The sequence below is a fragment of the Pseudomonas sp. HB05 genome, from assembly GCF_016756915.1.
Classification (GTDB): Bacteria; Pseudomonadota; Gammaproteobacteria; order Pseudomonadales; family Pseudomonadaceae; genus Aquipseudomonas; species Aquipseudomonas alvandae.
This window is the reverse complement of record NZ_JAESPG010000012.1, coordinates 87,722-102,871: the sequence shown is the minus strand read 5'-3', so window position 1 is coordinate 102,871 and position 15,150 is coordinate 87,722. Positions and strand designations below refer to the sequence as shown.

12 protein-coding genes and 1 pseudogene are annotated in these 15,150 nt (G+C 61.1%); 8 read left to right on the top strand and 5 right to left on the bottom strand.

Annotation, left to right across the window (positions count from 1 at the left end):
* Positions 1-55: 55 nt before the first annotated feature.
* A complete protein-coding gene (gene tsf / locus JMN22_RS13665) occupies positions 56-922 on the bottom strand; it encodes a translation elongation factor Ts (protein ID WP_198796344.1) in 867 nt (288 codons plus the stop codon).
* A 195-nt stretch (positions 923-1,117) separates the two neighbouring features.
* On the bottom strand, positions 1,118-1,855 hold the full coding sequence (rpsB, locus tag JMN22_RS13660) for a 30S ribosomal protein S2 (protein WP_003198231.1): 738 nt from the start codon (positions 1,853-1,855) through the stop codon (positions 1,118-1,120).
* A gap of 375 nt (positions 1,856-2,230) precedes the next feature.
* Here rpsB and map point away from each other — a divergent pair, with 375 nt between their 5' ends.
* The 3 genes from map (at position 2,231) to dapC (ending at position 7,097) form a co-directional block, all read left to right on the top strand.
* A complete protein-coding gene (map, locus tag JMN22_RS13655; protein WP_030139491.1) occupies positions 2,231-3,013 on the top strand; it encodes a type I methionyl aminopeptidase in 783 nt (260 codons plus the stop codon).
* A 44-nt stretch (positions 3,014-3,057) separates the two neighbouring features.
* Positions 3,058-5,760 (top strand): [protein-PII] uridylyltransferase, encoded by a 2,703-nt coding sequence (locus JMN22_RS13650; RefSeq protein ID WP_030139492.1) that lies wholly within the window; start codon positions 3,058-3,060, stop codon positions 5,758-5,760.
* Positions 5,761-5,897: 137 nt separating this feature from the next.
* Entirely contained in the window at positions 5,898-7,097 is a 1,200-nt protein-coding gene (dapC, locus tag JMN22_RS13645) for a succinyldiaminopimelate transaminase (protein ID WP_198796343.1), read from the top strand.
* Positions 7,098-7,347: 250 nt separating this feature from the next.
* Here dapC and JMN22_RS13640 read toward each other — a convergent pair whose 3' ends face one another.
* Complete coding sequence (locus JMN22_RS13640) at positions 7,348-7,710, bottom strand: DUF6124 family protein (protein ID WP_030139494.1); 363 nt, start codon at positions 7,708-7,710, stop codon at positions 7,348-7,350.
* Positions 7,711-8,167: 457 nt separating this feature from the next.
* Here JMN22_RS13640 and JMN22_RS13635 point away from each other — a divergent pair.
* Positions 8,168-8,458: pseudogene (locus JMN22_RS13635) on the top strand (helix-turn-helix domain-containing protein); the annotation flags it as partial.
* A gap of 21 nt (positions 8,459-8,479) precedes the next feature.
* Here JMN22_RS13635 and JMN22_RS13630 read toward each other — a convergent pair.
* Positions 8,480-10,117: a Na+/H+ antiporter gene (locus JMN22_RS13630; RefSeq protein WP_198796342.1), complete on the bottom strand. Its 1,638-nt coding sequence runs from the start codon at positions 10,115-10,117 to the stop codon at positions 8,480-8,482.
* Between the two features lie 183 nt (positions 10,118-10,300).
* Complete coding sequence (locus tag JMN22_RS13625; protein WP_198796341.1) at positions 10,301-11,653, bottom strand: type III effector protein RopAA; 1,353 nt, start codon at positions 11,651-11,653, stop codon at positions 10,301-10,303.
* 177 nt (positions 11,654-11,830) lie between these two features.
* Here JMN22_RS13625 and JMN22_RS13620 point away from each other — a divergent pair, with 177 nt between their 5' ends.
* The 4 genes from JMN22_RS13620 to JMN22_RS13605 all read left to right on the top strand — a co-directional run bounded on the left by JMN22_RS13620 (position 11,831) and on the right by JMN22_RS13605 (position 15,041).
* Positions 11,831-12,193, top strand: a complete 363-nt coding sequence (locus tag JMN22_RS13620) for an ArsC family reductase (protein WP_198796340.1) — start codon at positions 11,831-11,833, stop codon at positions 12,191-12,193.
* A gap of 32 nt (positions 12,194-12,225) precedes the next feature.
* Positions 12,226-13,260 carry a 2,3,4,5-tetrahydropyridine-2,6-dicarboxylate N-succinyltransferase gene (gene dapD / locus JMN22_RS13615; RefSeq protein ID WP_030139499.1) on the top strand — a complete coding sequence of 345 codons (1,035 nt, stop codon included), beginning with the start codon at positions 12,226-12,228 and terminating at the stop codon, positions 13,258-13,260.
* 174 nt (positions 13,261-13,434) lie between these two features.
* Positions 13,435-14,640 carry an aminotransferase class V-fold PLP-dependent enzyme gene (locus JMN22_RS13610; RefSeq protein ID WP_198796339.1) on the top strand — a complete coding sequence of 402 codons (1,206 nt, stop codon included), beginning with the start codon at positions 13,435-13,437 and terminating at the stop codon, positions 14,638-14,640.
* Positions 14,637-15,041: a SufE family protein gene (locus tag JMN22_RS13605; protein ID WP_198796338.1), complete on the top strand. Its 405-nt coding sequence runs from the start codon at positions 14,637-14,639 to the stop codon at positions 15,039-15,041. Before JMN22_RS13610 ends, JMN22_RS13605 begins: the two co-directional genes overlap by 4 nt.
* Positions 15,042-15,150 lie beyond the last annotated feature (109 nt).

Genomic DNA, 15,150 nt, shown 5'->3' with positions numbered 1-15,150 from the left:
GAGGCTGCGCGCGTTAAGCGGGCAGCCTCTTCTGGGCGACGTTATGGAAACCGTCTTATTGCTTGCTGGCAGCAGCTACCTGGGCAGCAACTTCTTCAGCGAAGTTGTCGACCGGCTTCTCGATGCCTTCGCCCACTTTGAAGTAGGTGAAGGAAACGATTTCAGCACCGGCTTTCTTCGCCAGGTCGCCGACCTTGATTTCCGGGTTCTTGACGAAAGCCTGCTCAACCAGGCTGGCTTCGGCCAGGAACTTGGAGATACGGCCGCTGACCATTTTCTCGGCGATTTCGGCAGGCTTGCCTTTCAGCTTCTCTTCGTTCAGCTGCAGGAAAACGCCCTTCTCGCGCTCGATCGCTTCAGCCGAAACGTCGGACGGCAGCAGGAACTCAGGGTTGGTTGCAGCTACGTGCATGGCGATGTCTTTCGCCAGCTCGGTATCGCCGCCCTTCAGGACAACTGCAACACCGATCTTGTTACCGTGCAGGTAGGTACCGACCACGTCACCTTCAACGCGAACCAGGCGACGGATGTTGACGTTCTCGCCGGTCTTGCCAACCAGGACCAGGCGCGCTTCTTCCTGAGTTTCGATCAGCGGAGCTGCGTCGGTCAGTTTGTCAGCGAAGGCTTTGTCGACGCTGGCAGCGACGAATGCCTTGAAGTCGTCCTGCAGAGCCAGGAAGTCGGTCTGGGAGTTGACTTCCAGCAGAACGGCGGCTTTACCGTCGTCCTTGATGGCGATGGCGCCTTCAGCGGCAACGTTGCCAGCTTTCTTGGCAGCCTTGATGGCGCCCGAAGCACGCATGTCATCAATGGCTTTCTCGATGTCGCCGCCAGCCTTGGTCAAGGCTTTCTTGCAGTCCATCATGCCTTCGCCGGTACGCTCGCGCAGTTCTTTGACCAACGCTGCAGTAATCTCTGCCATTTCAAAATCCTCTTGGATAGGTTTTCAACCATTCCACCCGACCGAACGGGCGATCAATTCTTCCTGGAAAACCACTGCTTATAGACCGCGACAAGTTACAAACAGGTAGCTGCGCTGGCGACAAGTGGTTTTCGAGGTGGCAAAAAGGGGGCCAAGCCCCCTTTTTGCTTACTGAGTCAACGCCAGGGGCGTCGATTACTCAGCGGCTGCTGCCGGAGCTTCTTCAGCGAAGACTTCGGTGCCGCCATTAACATTGTTGCGACCACGGATCACAGCGTCAGCCATCGAACCCATGTACAGCTGGATGGCGCGAATGGCGTCATCGTTGCCTGGGATGATGTAGTCAACGCCTTCCGGGCTGCTGTTGGTATCGACAACGCCGATGACCGGGATACCCAGCTTGTTGGCTTCGGTGATCGCGATGCGCTCGTGGTCAACATCGATCACGAACAGTGCGTCAGGCAGACCGCCCATGTCCTTGATACCGCCCAGGGAGCGGTCCAGCTTCTCAAGATCGCGAGTGCGCATCAGCGCTTCTTTCTTGGTCAGCTTGGCGAAAGTACCGTCTTCGGACTGGACTTCAAGATCACGCAGACGCTTGATGGAAGCGCGGATGGTCTTGAAGTTGGTCAGCATGCCGCCCAACCAGCGGTGATCGACGTACGGCGAACCGCAACGTGCTGCTTCTTCAGCAACGATCTTGCCAGCGGAACGCTTGGTGCCGACGAACAGAATCTTGTTTTTGCCCTGGGCCAGGCGCTCTACGAAGGTCAGTGCTTCGTTGAACATTGGCAGGGTTTTTTCAAGGTTGATGATGTGGATCTTGTTACGCGCGCCGAAAATGTACTTGCCCATTTTCGGGTTCCAGTAACGGGTCTGGTGACCGAAGTGCACACCGGCCTTCAGCATATCGCGCATGTTGACTTGGGACATGATAGTTCCTTGATAAGTCGGGTTTGGCCTCCACGTATCCCAATGACCAACCAGCGGCGGTATAAGCCGAAGGCACCCAGGTCATCGTGTCGACACGTGTGTGGATTTAAGCTTACGGGGTCATCCCCGGAAAGCGGCGCATTTTATACCACAGCAAGGGCGAAAACGGAACACGGATTCTGAAATCCCGGCAAAGCCCCTTTCCCACAGCCCTTTCATGGTTCATGGATGTACACCCATATAGAGAGAAGCGATGCATGTGGACGCGGATTTGCGCTGATCGTCTGTTAGAATCGCCTCTTTCAGGGCCACGCGAGTCATCATCCGCCGCCCATTTCGTTTTGAACAGCGCCGTCGGGCGCAGAGAGAGCCTGTATGACCGTCACCCTCAAGACTCCCGAAGACATCGCCAAAATGCGCGTCGCCGGCAAACTCGCCGCCGAAGTGCTGGAAATGATCGCCGACTACGTCAAGCCGGGCGTGACCACCGAAGAGCTGGACCGCATCTGCCACGACTACATCGTCAACGAGCAGAAGGCCATCCCCGCCCCGCTCAACTATAAAGGCTTCCCGAAGTCGATCTGCACCTCGATCAACCATGTGGTCTGCCATGGCATCCCCAACGAAAAACCGTTGAAGGACGGCGACACCTTGAACATCGACGTCACCGTCATCAAGGATGGCTACCACGGCGATACCAGCCGCATGTTTCACGTCGGCAATGTCCCGGAGTGGGCCGAGCGCCTGTCCAAGGTCACCCAGGAATGCATGTACATGGCCATCGAACTGGTGAAGCCGGGCTGCCGCCTGGGTGACATCGGCGAAGTGATCCAGAAGCACGCGCAGAAGAACGGCTTCTCGGTGGTGCGTGAATTCTGTGGCCACGGCATCGGCAAGGTGTTCCACGAAGAACCGCAGATCCTGCACTATGGCCGCGCCGGCACTGGCATGGAGCTGCAGGCGGGCATGACCTTCACCATCGAGCCGATGATCAACCAGGGCCGCGCCGACACCAAGGTGCTGGGTGACGGCTGGACCGCCATCACCAAGGATCGCAAGCTGTCGGCCCAATGGGAACACACCCTGCTGGTGACCGAGACGGGCTACGAGATCTTTACCCTGCGCAGCGATGACACCATCCCACGCGTTTCCGCCTGACCCGTAACCAGCCTATAGATATAGATAGAAAGGAAAGCCATTCGATGCCGCAGGTGGATCCCGAACTCTTCGACCGCGGCCAGTTCCAGGCTGAACTGGCCCTGAAGGCAAGCCCCATCTCGGCGTTCAAGAAAGCGATCCGCCAGGCCCACGAAGTGCTCGACCAGCGCTTTCGCAGCGGCCGCGATATCCGCCGGCTGATCGAGGACCGCGCCTGGTTCGTCGACAACATCCTGCAAAAGGCCTGGGAGCAGTTCAACTGGAGCGAGGACGCCGACATCGCCCTGGTGGCGGTGGGCGGCTACGGGCGCGGCGAACTGCACCCTTATTCCGACATCGACCTGCTGATCCTGCTGGACAGCGCCGATCATGAGATTTTCCGCGACTCCATCGAGCGCTTCCTGACGCTGTTGTGGGATATCGGCCTGGAAGTCGGCCAGAGCGTACGTTCGGTGCAGGAATGCGCCGACGAAGCCCGCGCCGACCTGACAGTGATCACCAACCTGATGGAAAGCCGCACCGTTGCCGGCCCCGAGCGACTGCGCCAGCGCATGCTCGACGTCACCAGCACGGCGCACATGTGGCCGAGCAAGGATTTTTTCCTGGCCAAGCGCGCCGAACAGAAGGCTCGCCACCACAAGTACAACGACACCGAGTACAACCTGGAACCCAACGTCAAGGGCTCGCCCGGCGGGCTGCGGGATATCCAGACGATCCTGTGGGTTGCCCGTCGGCAGTACGGCACGCTCAATCTGCGGGCCCTGGCCGGAGAAGGTTTCCTGGTGGAGAGCGAGAACGCCCTGCTCGCCTCGTCCCAGGAATTCCTGTGGAAGGTCCGCTACGCCCTGCACATGCTCGCCGGGCGAGCCGAGGATCGACTGCTGTTCGACCACCAGCGCTCAATCGCCGGCCTGCTGGGTTTCGAAGGCCAGGACGCCAAGCAGTCCATTGAAAACTTCATGCAGCAGTATTACCGCGTGGTGATGAGCATTGCCCAGCTCAGCGAGCTGATCATCCAGCACTTCGAAGAGGTCATTCTCGCCTCCGAGGATGAGGCGCCGCCGCAGCCGATCAATTCACGATTCCAACTGCACGACGGCTACATCGAGGCGCGCAACGCCAACGTGTTCCGCCGCACGCCGTTCGCCATGCTCGAGATTTTCGTGCTCATGGCCCAACAGCCGGAAATCAAGGGCGTGCGCGCCGACACCATTCGCCTGTTGCGGGAAAACCGGCACCTGATCGACGACGACTTCCGCAACGACATTCGCAACACCAGCCTGTTCATCGAGCTGTTCAAGTGCAAGATCGGCGTGCACCGCAACCTGCGCCGGATGAACCGCTACGGGATCCTCGGGCGCTACCTGCCGGAGTTCGGCCATATCGTCGGGCAGATGCAGCACGACCTGTTCCACATCTATACGGTCGACGCCCACACGCTGAACCTGATCAAGCACCTGCGCAAGCTGCAATACACCCAGGTTTCGGAGAAATTTCCGTTGGCCAGCAAACTCATGGCCAAGCTGCCCAAGCCCGAGCTGATCTACATGGCAGGGCTCTATCACGACATCGGCAAGGGTCGCCAGGGCGACCATTCCGAGATCGGCGCGGTCGATGCCGAGGCGTTCTGCCAGCGGCACCAACTGCCGGTATGGGACAGCCGGCTGATCGTCTGGCTGGTGCAAAACCACTTGATGATGTCGACCACCGCCCAGCGCAAGGACTTGTCCGATCCGCAGGTGATCCACGATTTCGCCCAGACCGTCGGCGATGAGACGCGCCTGGATTACCTCTACGTGCTGACCGTGGCCGACATCAACGCCACCAATCCGTCCCTGTGGAACTCCTGGCGCGCGAGCCTGCTGCGCCAGCTGTACACCGAGACCAAGCGAGCCTTGCGCCGCGGCCTGGAAAACCCGGTGGACCGCGAAGAACAGATCCGCCGCACCCAGAGCGCGGCTCTGGACATCCTGGTCCGCGGCGGCACCGATCCGGACGATGTCGAGCAGCTCTGGTCGCAATTGGGCGATGACTATTTCCTGCGCCACACCGCTGGCGACGTGGCCTGGCACAGCGACGCAATCCTGCAGCAGCCGGCCGACGGCGGACCGCTGGTGTTGATCAAGGAAACCACCCAACGCGAGTTCGAGGGCGGCACGCAGATATTCATCTACGCCCCGGACCAGCACGATTTCTTCGCCGTGACCGTGGCGGCGATGGACCAGCTCAACCTCAACATCCATGACGCCCGGGTCATTACGTCTACCAGCCAGTTCACCCTCGACACCTACATCGTGCTCGACACCGACGGCGATTCGATCGGTGACAACCCGGCGCGAATCAAGCAGATTCGCGATGGCCTCACCGAGGCCCTGCGCAACCCGGCGGACTACCCGACCATCATCCAGCGTCGGGTGCCGCGCCAGCTCAAGCATTTCGCCTTTGCGCCACAGGTGACGATCCACAACGACGCCCATCGCCAGGTCACCGTGCTGGAACTCAGCGCGCCGGACCGCCCGGGCCTGCTGGCGCGCGTCGGCCATATCTTCCTGGAATTCGACCTGTCGCTGCAGAACGCCAAGATCGCCACGCTCGGCGAACGGGTGGAAGACGTGTTCTTCATTACCGACGCCCATAATCATCCGCTTTCTGATCCGCAACTGTGCAGCCGCTTGCAGGAAGCGATCGTCCAGCATTTGAGCGTCAACCAGGAACCCGATGCTCATCTGACACGCATCAGCATCTGAATCAATAAATCCCCCTCTGTGGGAGCGAGCTTGCTCGCGATAGCGACGGAGCATCCAGCATTGATGCTGCCTGACTCACCGCCATCGCGAGCAAGCTCGCCCCCACAAGGACCGCGCCCACATTGAGGAGGCCTCCGATGAACAACGCTCTGAACCAGCTCCAACCCTACCCGTTCGAAAAACTCCGCGCCCTGCTCGGCAGCGTCACGCCCAACCCGGACAAGCGCCCGATCGCGCTGTCCATCGGCGAGCCCAAGCACCGTTCGCCGAGCTTCGTGGCTGAGGCCCTGGCCAGCAACCTGGAAAAAATGGCGGTGTACCCGACCACCCTCGGTATTCCGGAACTGCGTGAAGCCATCACTGGCTGGTGCGAGCGTCGCTTCAATGTGCCAAGCGGCTGGCTCGACCCGGCGCGCCACGTGCTGCCGGTCAATGGCACCCGTGAAGCGCTGTTCGCCTTCACCCAGACCGTGGTCAACCGGGGCGACGACGCCTTGGTGGTGAGCCCGAACCCGTTCTACCAGATCTACGAAGGCGCGGCGTTCCTGGCCGGGGCCAAGCCGCACTACCTGCCTTGCCTCGATGCCAACGGCTTCAATCCGGATTTCGATGCCGTCTCGCCGGATATCTGGAAACGCTGCCAGATCCTGTTCCTGTGCTCCCCCGGCAACCCGACCGGCGCCTTGATCCCGGTGGATGTGCTGAAGAAACTCATCGCCCTGGCTGACGAATATGACTTCGTGATCGCCTCGGACGAGTGCTACAGCGAACTCTACTTCGACGAACAAACTCCGCCTCCGGGCCTGCTCACCGCTTGCGTCGAACTGGGCCGCAAGGACTTCAAGCGCTGCGTGGTGTTCCACAGCCTCTCCAAGCGCTCCAACCTGCCGGGCCTGCGCTCCGGTTTCGTGGCCGGCGACGCCGACATCCTCAAGGGCTTCCTGCTGTACCGCACCTACCACGGCTGCGCGATGCCGGTTCAGACCCAACTGGCAAGCATCGCCGCGTGGAACGACGAAGTGCACGTGCGGGCCAACCGTGCGCTGTACCGGGAGAAGTTCGACGCGGTGCTGGAAATCCTCAGTCCGGTGCTGGACGTGCAACGCCCCGACGGCAGCTTCTACCTGTGGCCGAACGTGGCGGGCGATGACGCAGCCTTCTGCCGTGACCTGTTCGAACAGGAACACGTGACCGTCGTGCCGGGCTCGTACCTGTCCCGCGACGTGGACGGCGTCAACCCAGGCGCCGGCCGCGTGCGCATGGCCCTGGTTGCGCCATTGGCGGAGTGCGTGGAAGCGGCGGAGCGGATTCGCGCGTTTATCCAACGTCGGGGTTGATGGCTATATCGCGCTGAAGCGGACCGCTGTCGTGGCGAGGGAGCTTGCTCCCGCTGGGCTGCGCAGCAGCCCCCGAAGCAGTCGACTCAATCTGCCTGACATACCGCGTTGTCCGGTTTCAGGGCCGCTTCGCAGCCCAGCGGGAGCAAGCTCCCTCGCCACAGGGGGCTGGTGTCGCCCCCATATCTGCGAACACCACAAATACCCTGTGGGAGCGAGCTTGCTCGCGATGAGGCCGGTACTTATTACATCAAGTCCGAAGCTCTACCCGATCCAGGCACTTGTTCGCCAACAACATCCCCAACTCAATCATCTGGGCCACTCCCAATGCTACATGCCGTCGCGAGCCGTCCTGATCGAAAGCAAGGTCATTGAGTATTGCATTGGCCGAAGCCAGGGTTTCGCTGAGGTTGGCCAGCAACACTTCGGTGTCGATACCATCAGCCACAGTGAATAGCTGTACCGAGGGCTTGGGTTCTGATTTGCTGTCGTCAGGTTTAAGGTAATGATCCAGCGCACGATCAGCGGCTTCTTGCAGCTTTTCGGGTGCGTAATCGCCGTAAGGGAAAGTGGATGCGGGCTTTGGGGCGTTTTGAGTCTCTTTCTTGTCCATCAAAATTGCTACCTAGAGCTGAAGTATGTAAAGCCCCGCGTCTGGATAGCGCAGAAGCCCGTGCTCCTAGAGGTGTTGTTCGGATTCTCACGTCCGGTCGCTGAATTGGCAGCGACACCTAGAGGCTAGAGCCCCCGCTTCCGACGGGCAACCTTAAAAACTTGTCGGAAACTTCGGTGCGTCTGACAGACCACGATCGCTTGCTCAGACAAAAAAAGAAATAAAACGAGCCTCCATAGAACAACCCATTGATTTTATTGGTTTAGAAGCTCAACAGATCTCATGCAGCCCTGTTTCAAGAATCAAGCTGGCTTGAATTCGTTATTACCGACAGCCATGATCGCCCCGTCACCAGCGAACGCTGGCAGAAGTCTGGGTCCCTCTCCGGGTTGACCCAGCCACGCAGACGGGGCAAAGCAACCTCAGCTGCGTGTCGATTGGAAATGGAGTAATCACCATGAACATTCGCCCAATCCGCACCGACGAAGAATACCGGGTAGCTCTCAAAGAGATCTCTCCCCTGTTTGAGAATGAACCTGAACTTGGCACCCCGGAAGGCGTTGCTTTTGAAGTCATGGTCACTCTGATCGAGGCCTACGAAACCAAGAACTTCCCGGTTGATCTGCCTGACCCAATTGAAGCCATCAAGTTTCGCATGGAGCAATCCGGACTCACCGCAGCCGATCTGGCTCCCGCTATCGGAAAAACGAACCGCGTATACGAGGTGCTCAACCGTAAACGCTCGCTATTCGGGCGATGAGACGGATATTTATTTCCCCAACCCCAAATTCGCCTCCGCCAAATCCAGCTCCCCCAGCACCTCCCGCAACACATCGTCGCCAATCTGGTGATGCCGGCTAAGCCGATACAGCTCCAGTCGCTGCGCCCGATAGGCCTTCAAGCGCAGCCGACGCTCCAGCAAATCCATCTCGAACGCCAGCGCCTGGGCTTCGGCTGAGTCGTTGAACACCTCGAGCTGATGGCGATACTCGGACATCAACCGCGCCTTGACCTCCGTCGCCAGCGCAGCCTGGGCCGCGTCCGGTACAACGCTTGGTTCTTCGACTTCCAGCGCATGAATCGCCGCCTCAGCGGTTTTACGCCACGCCTCGCGGACTTCGTTTCGGCGCTTGTCGTCGGGACTTTTCTCGATGCCACGCAGCAGCATCGGCAGGGAGATGCAGGCCGCGATCAGCGACAACAGGATCACCCCAGCGGCAATGAAGATCAGCAAGTCGCGCTCCGGGAATTCAACACCGGCGCTCAACAACAACGGCACCGACAGCACGCCCGCCAGCGTCACCGCCCCGCGTACACCGCCAAACGTCAACAACCAGCAGGAACGCGCGGTCGGCACCAGGGTCAGCTCGCCCTTGCCGCGCCAGCGGCGCACCAGCCCGGATACGCGCCAGATGCTTTGCACCCAGACAAACCGCAGCACCAGCAACACCAGGAAAATCGCCACCACGTCCAGGCAGCGATAAAACAGTGTTGGCCACAACGTCGTCTCGTGGCTGGTCACCGCCTTGATAATGTCCGGCAATTGCAAGCCCAGCAGCAGGAAGATCAGGCCGTTGAAAGCGAATTCCAGCAACGCCCAGACGCTGCGATTGAGCAGCCGCGTGCCCGTCTGGCGCGGCAGCAGGTCGAGCCAACTCTGCATCATCCCCGCCGCCACCGCCGAGAGAATCCCCGAGGCACCCAAGCGTTCAGCCAGCACATAGGCGGCAAACGGCAGTAACAACATGAACACCACGTGGGTCGCCGGATCGTCCCAGCCACGGGCAATCATCCAGGCCCGCAAGCGGCCCATCAGCCAACTCAGCGCCACGCCCACCAACAGGCCGCCGACCGCCACCAGGACGAAGGCCAGGCTCGCCCCCGCCAGGGAAAACACGCCGGTGATCGCCGCTGCCAGGGCGAACTTGAAGGTCACCAGGCCCGACGCATCGTTCATCAACGCTTCGCCCTGGAGCATGTGCATCAACGGTGCGGGCAAGCGATCCCGGGCAATTGCCGAGACCGCCACGGCGTCGGTCGGCGACAGGACAGCCGCCAAGGCGAAGGCCACCGGCAACGGGATATCGGGCAGCAACCAATGAATGAAATAACCCGCCAACACCACCGTGAACAGAACCAGCCCCACCGCCAGCGTCAGGACCGGCCCACGCAGGCGCCAGAGCTCGCGCTTGGGCATTCGCCAACCGTCGGAGAACAGCAGCGGCGGCAAGAACAAAAACAGGAACAACTCGGGATCAAGCGCCACATGCAGTCCCAGCGAGGGCCAGGCCAGCACGGCACCGGCAGCGATCTGCACCAGGGGCAACGGCAGCGGGATCAACCGTCCGATCAGGCGCGACACGCCGACCAGCATCAACAGGATCAGGACGGTATAGGCGCTTTGCATAACGGACTTCCAATGACAGCCATACACATCTCCGGCAACAGCTGGCCGGTGAAGTGCCATATTAACTGCCGAGGCGGACCGCTGCCGTTGCACATTGGTCGCACCTCAGCGGCGTTAATGCGCCATCGTCCGTCGGCCAGCCCTAACCTCCACGCGGCAGGGGCGACCGGCAATCAACCAATGCTAAACCGCTCGCTCGGCGGCACTGAGGGTCGAGCGGGCCGAGACAAAATCGACGCTGTCACCCTCATTGTCGCTCTCTTCCTCAACATGTTCGGCCACCGGCGTTTCAACCAAAGGCAACATTCCCTGCAGCTCATCCGGATGAGCGGGACCGGCGGATAGCCTGTCCAACGCAGCGGAAGCCTTGTCCGCCAACGGCTGCGTCATCACGGCCGTGGTCACCCAGGCGGCGAGCACCGGGGCCATGGTGGCGGTGACGGTCGCCTTGCCAGCTGCCGCAACACCCGCAGGCGAAATCCCGGCGTTCCTGGCTGCATTGACAGCGGCGGTCTGGGCCATGCCGATCGCGGTAATACCGCCGGCCAACGCGCCGAGACCACTGACCAAGCCCGTCGGCGTCACCAAGGCTTGCAGCGATTTGCTGCCATCGCGCATCGCGTCCAGCGGCAGGCTGCCGACTCGCTTGGCAATGCCCATCGCCGCATTTCCTACGCCATAATTCTTGAGATCCTTGTAGCGCTGATGCCAGTCCTGGCGCCCCAACAGGTATTCCGGGCCAATCCGGTGTTTCGATTTATCGATGGAATGTTGCAGATCATAGGCCGCCATGCCGGAAAGCGGAGAACCGACAGCCGCCATCACCGAGTCCACCTTGCTGCCCGTCTGCGCATCGACCGTTTTTGTCACCACGGGTTGGACCACTGTGCGCAAGACGTTTCGCGCGGTGAAGGTCTGGAAGGTCAGGCTGCCTTCGACAGCCTGGGTCGTCAGGCTCGGCTTCACCGCCTGGGCGGCTTCCTGCATGACCGGCTCCAGCTCGGCATTGTCGGCCACCAGCCATTGGGTATCGCTGGTGGCTCGCTTCATCAGGCCATTGCCGACCGTGTCGGCGGCGCTGCTGACCAGGCCGGCAATGGCCGACAGCGCCAATGGCGCGGTAATCGAGCCATTGCCGGTCACCGCCGGGGCGAAGTCCAGCGCGATGGACGCCGCGCCAAAGGGAACCGAACGGAGGAATCCGACGGTGTCGTGGGCCGCGCGATCCAGGCGCGAGCCCTTGGTGAGCACCGCGTCGACGCTTTCTGCGGTTTCGCCGTCATTGGCCAAGGTCCGTGAACGATCGTCGATCAGTGCTTCGAAGGCCTCGCGATTGGCACCGTTCATATGGGGTTCGAATACCCGGGTGAGCTGGGCCTTGATGGCGCCCGTCCGATTGGCCAGGTCCTGTTCAGCGGTGACAGGGCCGATCGCGACGGCTGCAGTGGTCCCGGTCGTCGAGGTCGTTGAAGGGGGCGGGAGTGTTTCAGTTTGATCCGTCAGTGGATGGAACGGGGTCAGGGAGATGGAATCCATGGGCGGGGTCTCTTGTGTGGAAAAGTGCTGGGTCTACCTGTGCTGTGTGGCCACCTCTTTCCGATCGGTTCCGCCTCGTCCGATCCGTCGCGACAGTCAAGGCACTGAAAGGAACGACGTGGCATAATCGTCGGCTGATTTTCAGGACGATACCGGGAACGTTTTGGGGGAGCACTCATGCCCAATGAAAACAAGCACTTACAGCTTTTCGGCATCAAAGCCTGCGATACGATGAAAAAAGCCCGTACCTGGCTCGATGAGCACGCGGTGCGCTATGACTTTCACGATTACAAAACTGCCGGCATCGACCGTGAGCACCTGACCCAGTGGTGCAACGAGCATGGCTGGCAAGTGGTGTTGAACCGTGCCGGTACGACCTTTCGCAAACTCGACGACGAACGCAAAGCCGATCTCGACCAGACGAAAGCCATCGAACTGATGCTCGCCCAACCCTCGATGATCAAGCGCCCGGTGCTCGATCTCGGCAACCGAACCCTGATTGGCTTCAAGCCAGATATTTATGCGGCAGAAATCAAGTAAGCCTGCCCAGTCCATTTTGTAGAGGTAATTTCATGTCCACTACCCTGTTCAGCCTGGCCTTCGGCGTCGGCACCCAAAACCGTGAAGGCGCCTGGCTGGAAGTCTTCTACGCACAGCCACTGCTCAAGCCGTCGGCAGAGATCGTCGCGGCCATCGCGCCGATCCTGGGCTACAGCGAAGGCAACCAGGCCATCACCTTCACCACCGCCCAGGCTTCCCAACTGGCTGAAGCACTGCGCAACGTCGACGCCGCCCAAGCCGCGCTGTTGACCCGCCTGGCCGAAAGCCACAAGCCACTGGTCGCCACCCTGCTGGCCGAAGATGCCCAACTGAGTTCCACCCCTGAGGCGTACCTCAAGCTGCACCTGCTGTCCCATCGTCTGGTCAAGCCCCATGGCCTGAACCTGGCCGGCATCTTCCCTCTGCTGCCGAACGTGGCCTGGACCAGCCAAGGCGCGATCGACCTGGCCGAACTGGCCGAGCACCAGCTCGAAGCCCGCCTGCGTGGCGAGTTGCTGGAAGTATTCTCGGTGGACAAGTTCCCGAAAATGACCGACTACGTGGTCCCGGCCGGTGTGCGCATCGCCGATGCCGCGCGTCTGCGCCTAGGCGCCTATGTGGGCGAAGGCACCACGGTCATGCACGAAGGTTTCGTCAACTTCAACGCTGGCACCGAAGGCCCGGGCATGATCGAAGGCCGTGTCTCGGCGGGCGTGTTCGTCGGCAAGGGCTCGGACCTGGGCGGCGGCTGCTCGACCATGGGCACCCTGTCGGGCGGTGGCAACATCGTGATCAAGGTCGGCGAAGGCTGCCTGATCGGCGCGAACGCCGGCATCGGTATCCCGCTGGGCGACCGCAACACCGTGGAGTCGGGCCTGTACGTGACCGCTGGTACCAAGGTGAAACTGCTGGACGAAAACAACCAACTGGTCAAAGTGGTCAAGGCCCGCGACCTGGCCGGCCAGCCTGACCTTTTGTTCCGCCGCAATTCCGAAACCGGCGCGGTGGAATGCAAGACCCACAAGTCGGCCATCGAGCTGAACGAAGCACTGCACGCGCATAACTAAGCGGCTTCACACAGTCACCTGTGGGAGCGAGCCTCTGTGGGAGCCGAGCTTGCTCGCGATGAACGATGACGCGGTCTTGCAGTAAAACCGTGTCGCTGCCATCGCGAGCAAGCTCGGCTCCCACAAAAGCCCGCTCCCACAGGGTCCGGCGTAACTCCAGCAGGGCCCGAAAGCATGTTGATTCAATCCCCCTGGCGTGCCGATTTCCCGGCCATCGCCGCCCTGCAACGGCAAGGCCAGACCTACCTGGACAACGCCGCCACCACGCAAAAACCCCAAGCTTTGCTCGACGCGCTGGCGCATTACTATGCCAACGGTGCGGCCAACGTACACCGGGCGCAACATTTGCCCGGGGCGCTGGCTACCCAGGCATTCGAAGACAGTCGCCTCAAGGTCTCGCAATGGCTCAATGCCGGAAACTGCGGGCAAGTGGTCTTCACCCATGGCGCCACGTCGGCGCTGAACCTGCTGGCCTATGGGCTGGAACATCTGTTCAACCCGGGCGATGAAATTGTCGTCAGCGCCTTGGAACACCACGCCAACCTGTTGCCCTGGCAGCAACTGGCGGAGCGTCGCGCATTGACCCTGGTGGTGCTGCCGCTGGATGCCGATGGGGTGATCGATACGAGCGCCGCCGCCGAGCTGATCGGCCCGCGCACGCGCCTGTTGGCGGTGAGCCAGTTGTCCAACGTCCTCGGCACCTGGCAGCCGTTGCCGGCGCTGTTGGCGATGGCCAAGGCGCAGGGCGCGCTGACGGTCATCGATGGCGCCCAGGGCGTGGTCCACGGCCGCCATGATGTGGAGGCACTGGGCTGCGACTTCTACGTGTTTTCCAGCCACAAGCTCTACGGCCCCGAAGGCCTGGGGGCGCTGTTCGGTCGCAGCGAAGCGCTTGGTCAACTGCATCATTGGCAGTTTGGCGGTGAAATGGTCCAGCAGGCCGATTACCACAGCGCCACCTTCCGCCCGGCGCCACTGGGTTTCGAGGCTGGCACACCGCCTATCGCCAGCGTGATCGGCCTGGGGGCGACGCTGGATTACCTGTCCGGGCTCGACGGGCAGGCGGTCATCGATCATGAAACCGCCCTGCATGATTATTTGCTCCACGGTCTGCAGGCGCGTAACGGCGTGCGCCTGGTGGGCAGCCCCCAACTCGCACTGTCCAGCTTCGTGGTCGATGGCATCCACAACGCCGACCTTGCGCACCTGCTGACCGAGCAAGGCATCGCCGTGCGTGCCGGGCATCATTGCGCGATGCCGTTGTTCAAGCATCTGAAGCTGTCCGGGGCAATCCGGGTGTCGCTGGCGCTGTACAACGATTCCGCCGACATCGAGCGTTTCTTCGAGGCGCTGGACCAGGCCCTGGAGATGCTGCGATGAATCTGCCTGCCGACGCCATCGCCGCGCTACAGATTTTCCAGGACGCCTCCGGGTGGGAACAACGCGCCCGGCTGTTGATGCAATGGGGCGAGCGCCTGGCGCCATTGAGCGATGCAGACAAGTGCGACGCCAACCTTGTCGGCGGCTGTGAAAGCCAAGTCTGGCTGGTGGGTCAGTTGCACGACGGCCACTGGCAGTTTTCAGCCAGCAGCGATGCGCGGTTGATCCGTGGTCTGGTGGCGTTGTTGCTGGCGCGGGTCAATGGTTTGTCCGCTGAAGAATTGCAGCAGGTGGATTTGCCGGGTTGGTTCAATCAGTTGGGATTGTCGCGGCAGTTGTCGCCGTCGCGTAGCAATGGGTTGAATGCAGTGCTACAGCGGATGCGCGAACTGGCGCAATGATTGTGGCGAGGGGATTTATCCCCGCTGGGCTGCGAAGCGGCCCCAAACCAGGCAACTCGGTGTGCCGAGAGGATTGAGTTCACAGTTTTAGGGGGCTGCTTCGCAGCCC

Excerpts from the sequence above, each read along its gene's own strand:
- tsf (WP_198796344.1), bottom strand. The coding sequence starts at position 922 with ATGGCAGAGATTACTGCAGCGTTGGTCAAAGAACTGCGCGAGCGTACC.
- rpsB (WP_003198231.1), bottom strand. The coding sequence starts at position 1,855 with ATGTCCCAAGTCAACATGCGCGATATGCTGAAGGCCGGTGTGCACTTC.
- map (WP_030139491.1), top strand. The coding sequence starts at position 2,231 with ATGACCGTCACCCTCAAGACTCCCGAAGACATCGCCAAAATGCGCGTC.
- JMN22_RS13650 (WP_030139492.1), top strand. The coding sequence starts at position 3,058 with ATGCCGCAGGTGGATCCCGAACTCTTCGACCGCGGCCAGTTCCAGGCT.
- dapC (WP_198796343.1), top strand. The coding sequence starts at position 5,898 with ATGAACAACGCTCTGAACCAGCTCCAACCCTACCCGTTCGAAAAACTC.
- JMN22_RS13640 (WP_030139494.1), bottom strand. The coding sequence starts at position 7,710 with ATGGACAAGAAAGAGACTCAAAACGCCCCAAAGCCCGCATCCACTTTC.
- JMN22_RS13630 (WP_198796342.1), bottom strand. The coding sequence starts at position 10,117 with ATGCAAAGCGCCTATACCGTCCTGATCCTGTTGATGCTGGTCGGCGTG.
- JMN22_RS13625 (WP_198796341.1), bottom strand. The coding sequence starts at position 11,653 with ATGGATTCCATCTCCCTGACCCCGTTCCATCCACTGACGGATCAAACT.
- JMN22_RS13620 (WP_198796340.1), top strand. The coding sequence starts at position 11,831 with ATGCCCAATGAAAACAAGCACTTACAGCTTTTCGGCATCAAAGCCTGC.
- dapD (WP_030139499.1), top strand. The coding sequence starts at position 12,226 with ATGTCCACTACCCTGTTCAGCCTGGCCTTCGGCGTCGGCACCCAAAAC.
- JMN22_RS13610 (WP_198796339.1), top strand. The coding sequence starts at position 13,435 with ATGTTGATTCAATCCCCCTGGCGTGCCGATTTCCCGGCCATCGCCGCC.
- JMN22_RS13605 (WP_198796338.1), top strand. The coding sequence starts at position 14,637 with ATGAATCTGCCTGCCGACGCCATCGCCGCGCTACAGATTTTCCAGGAC.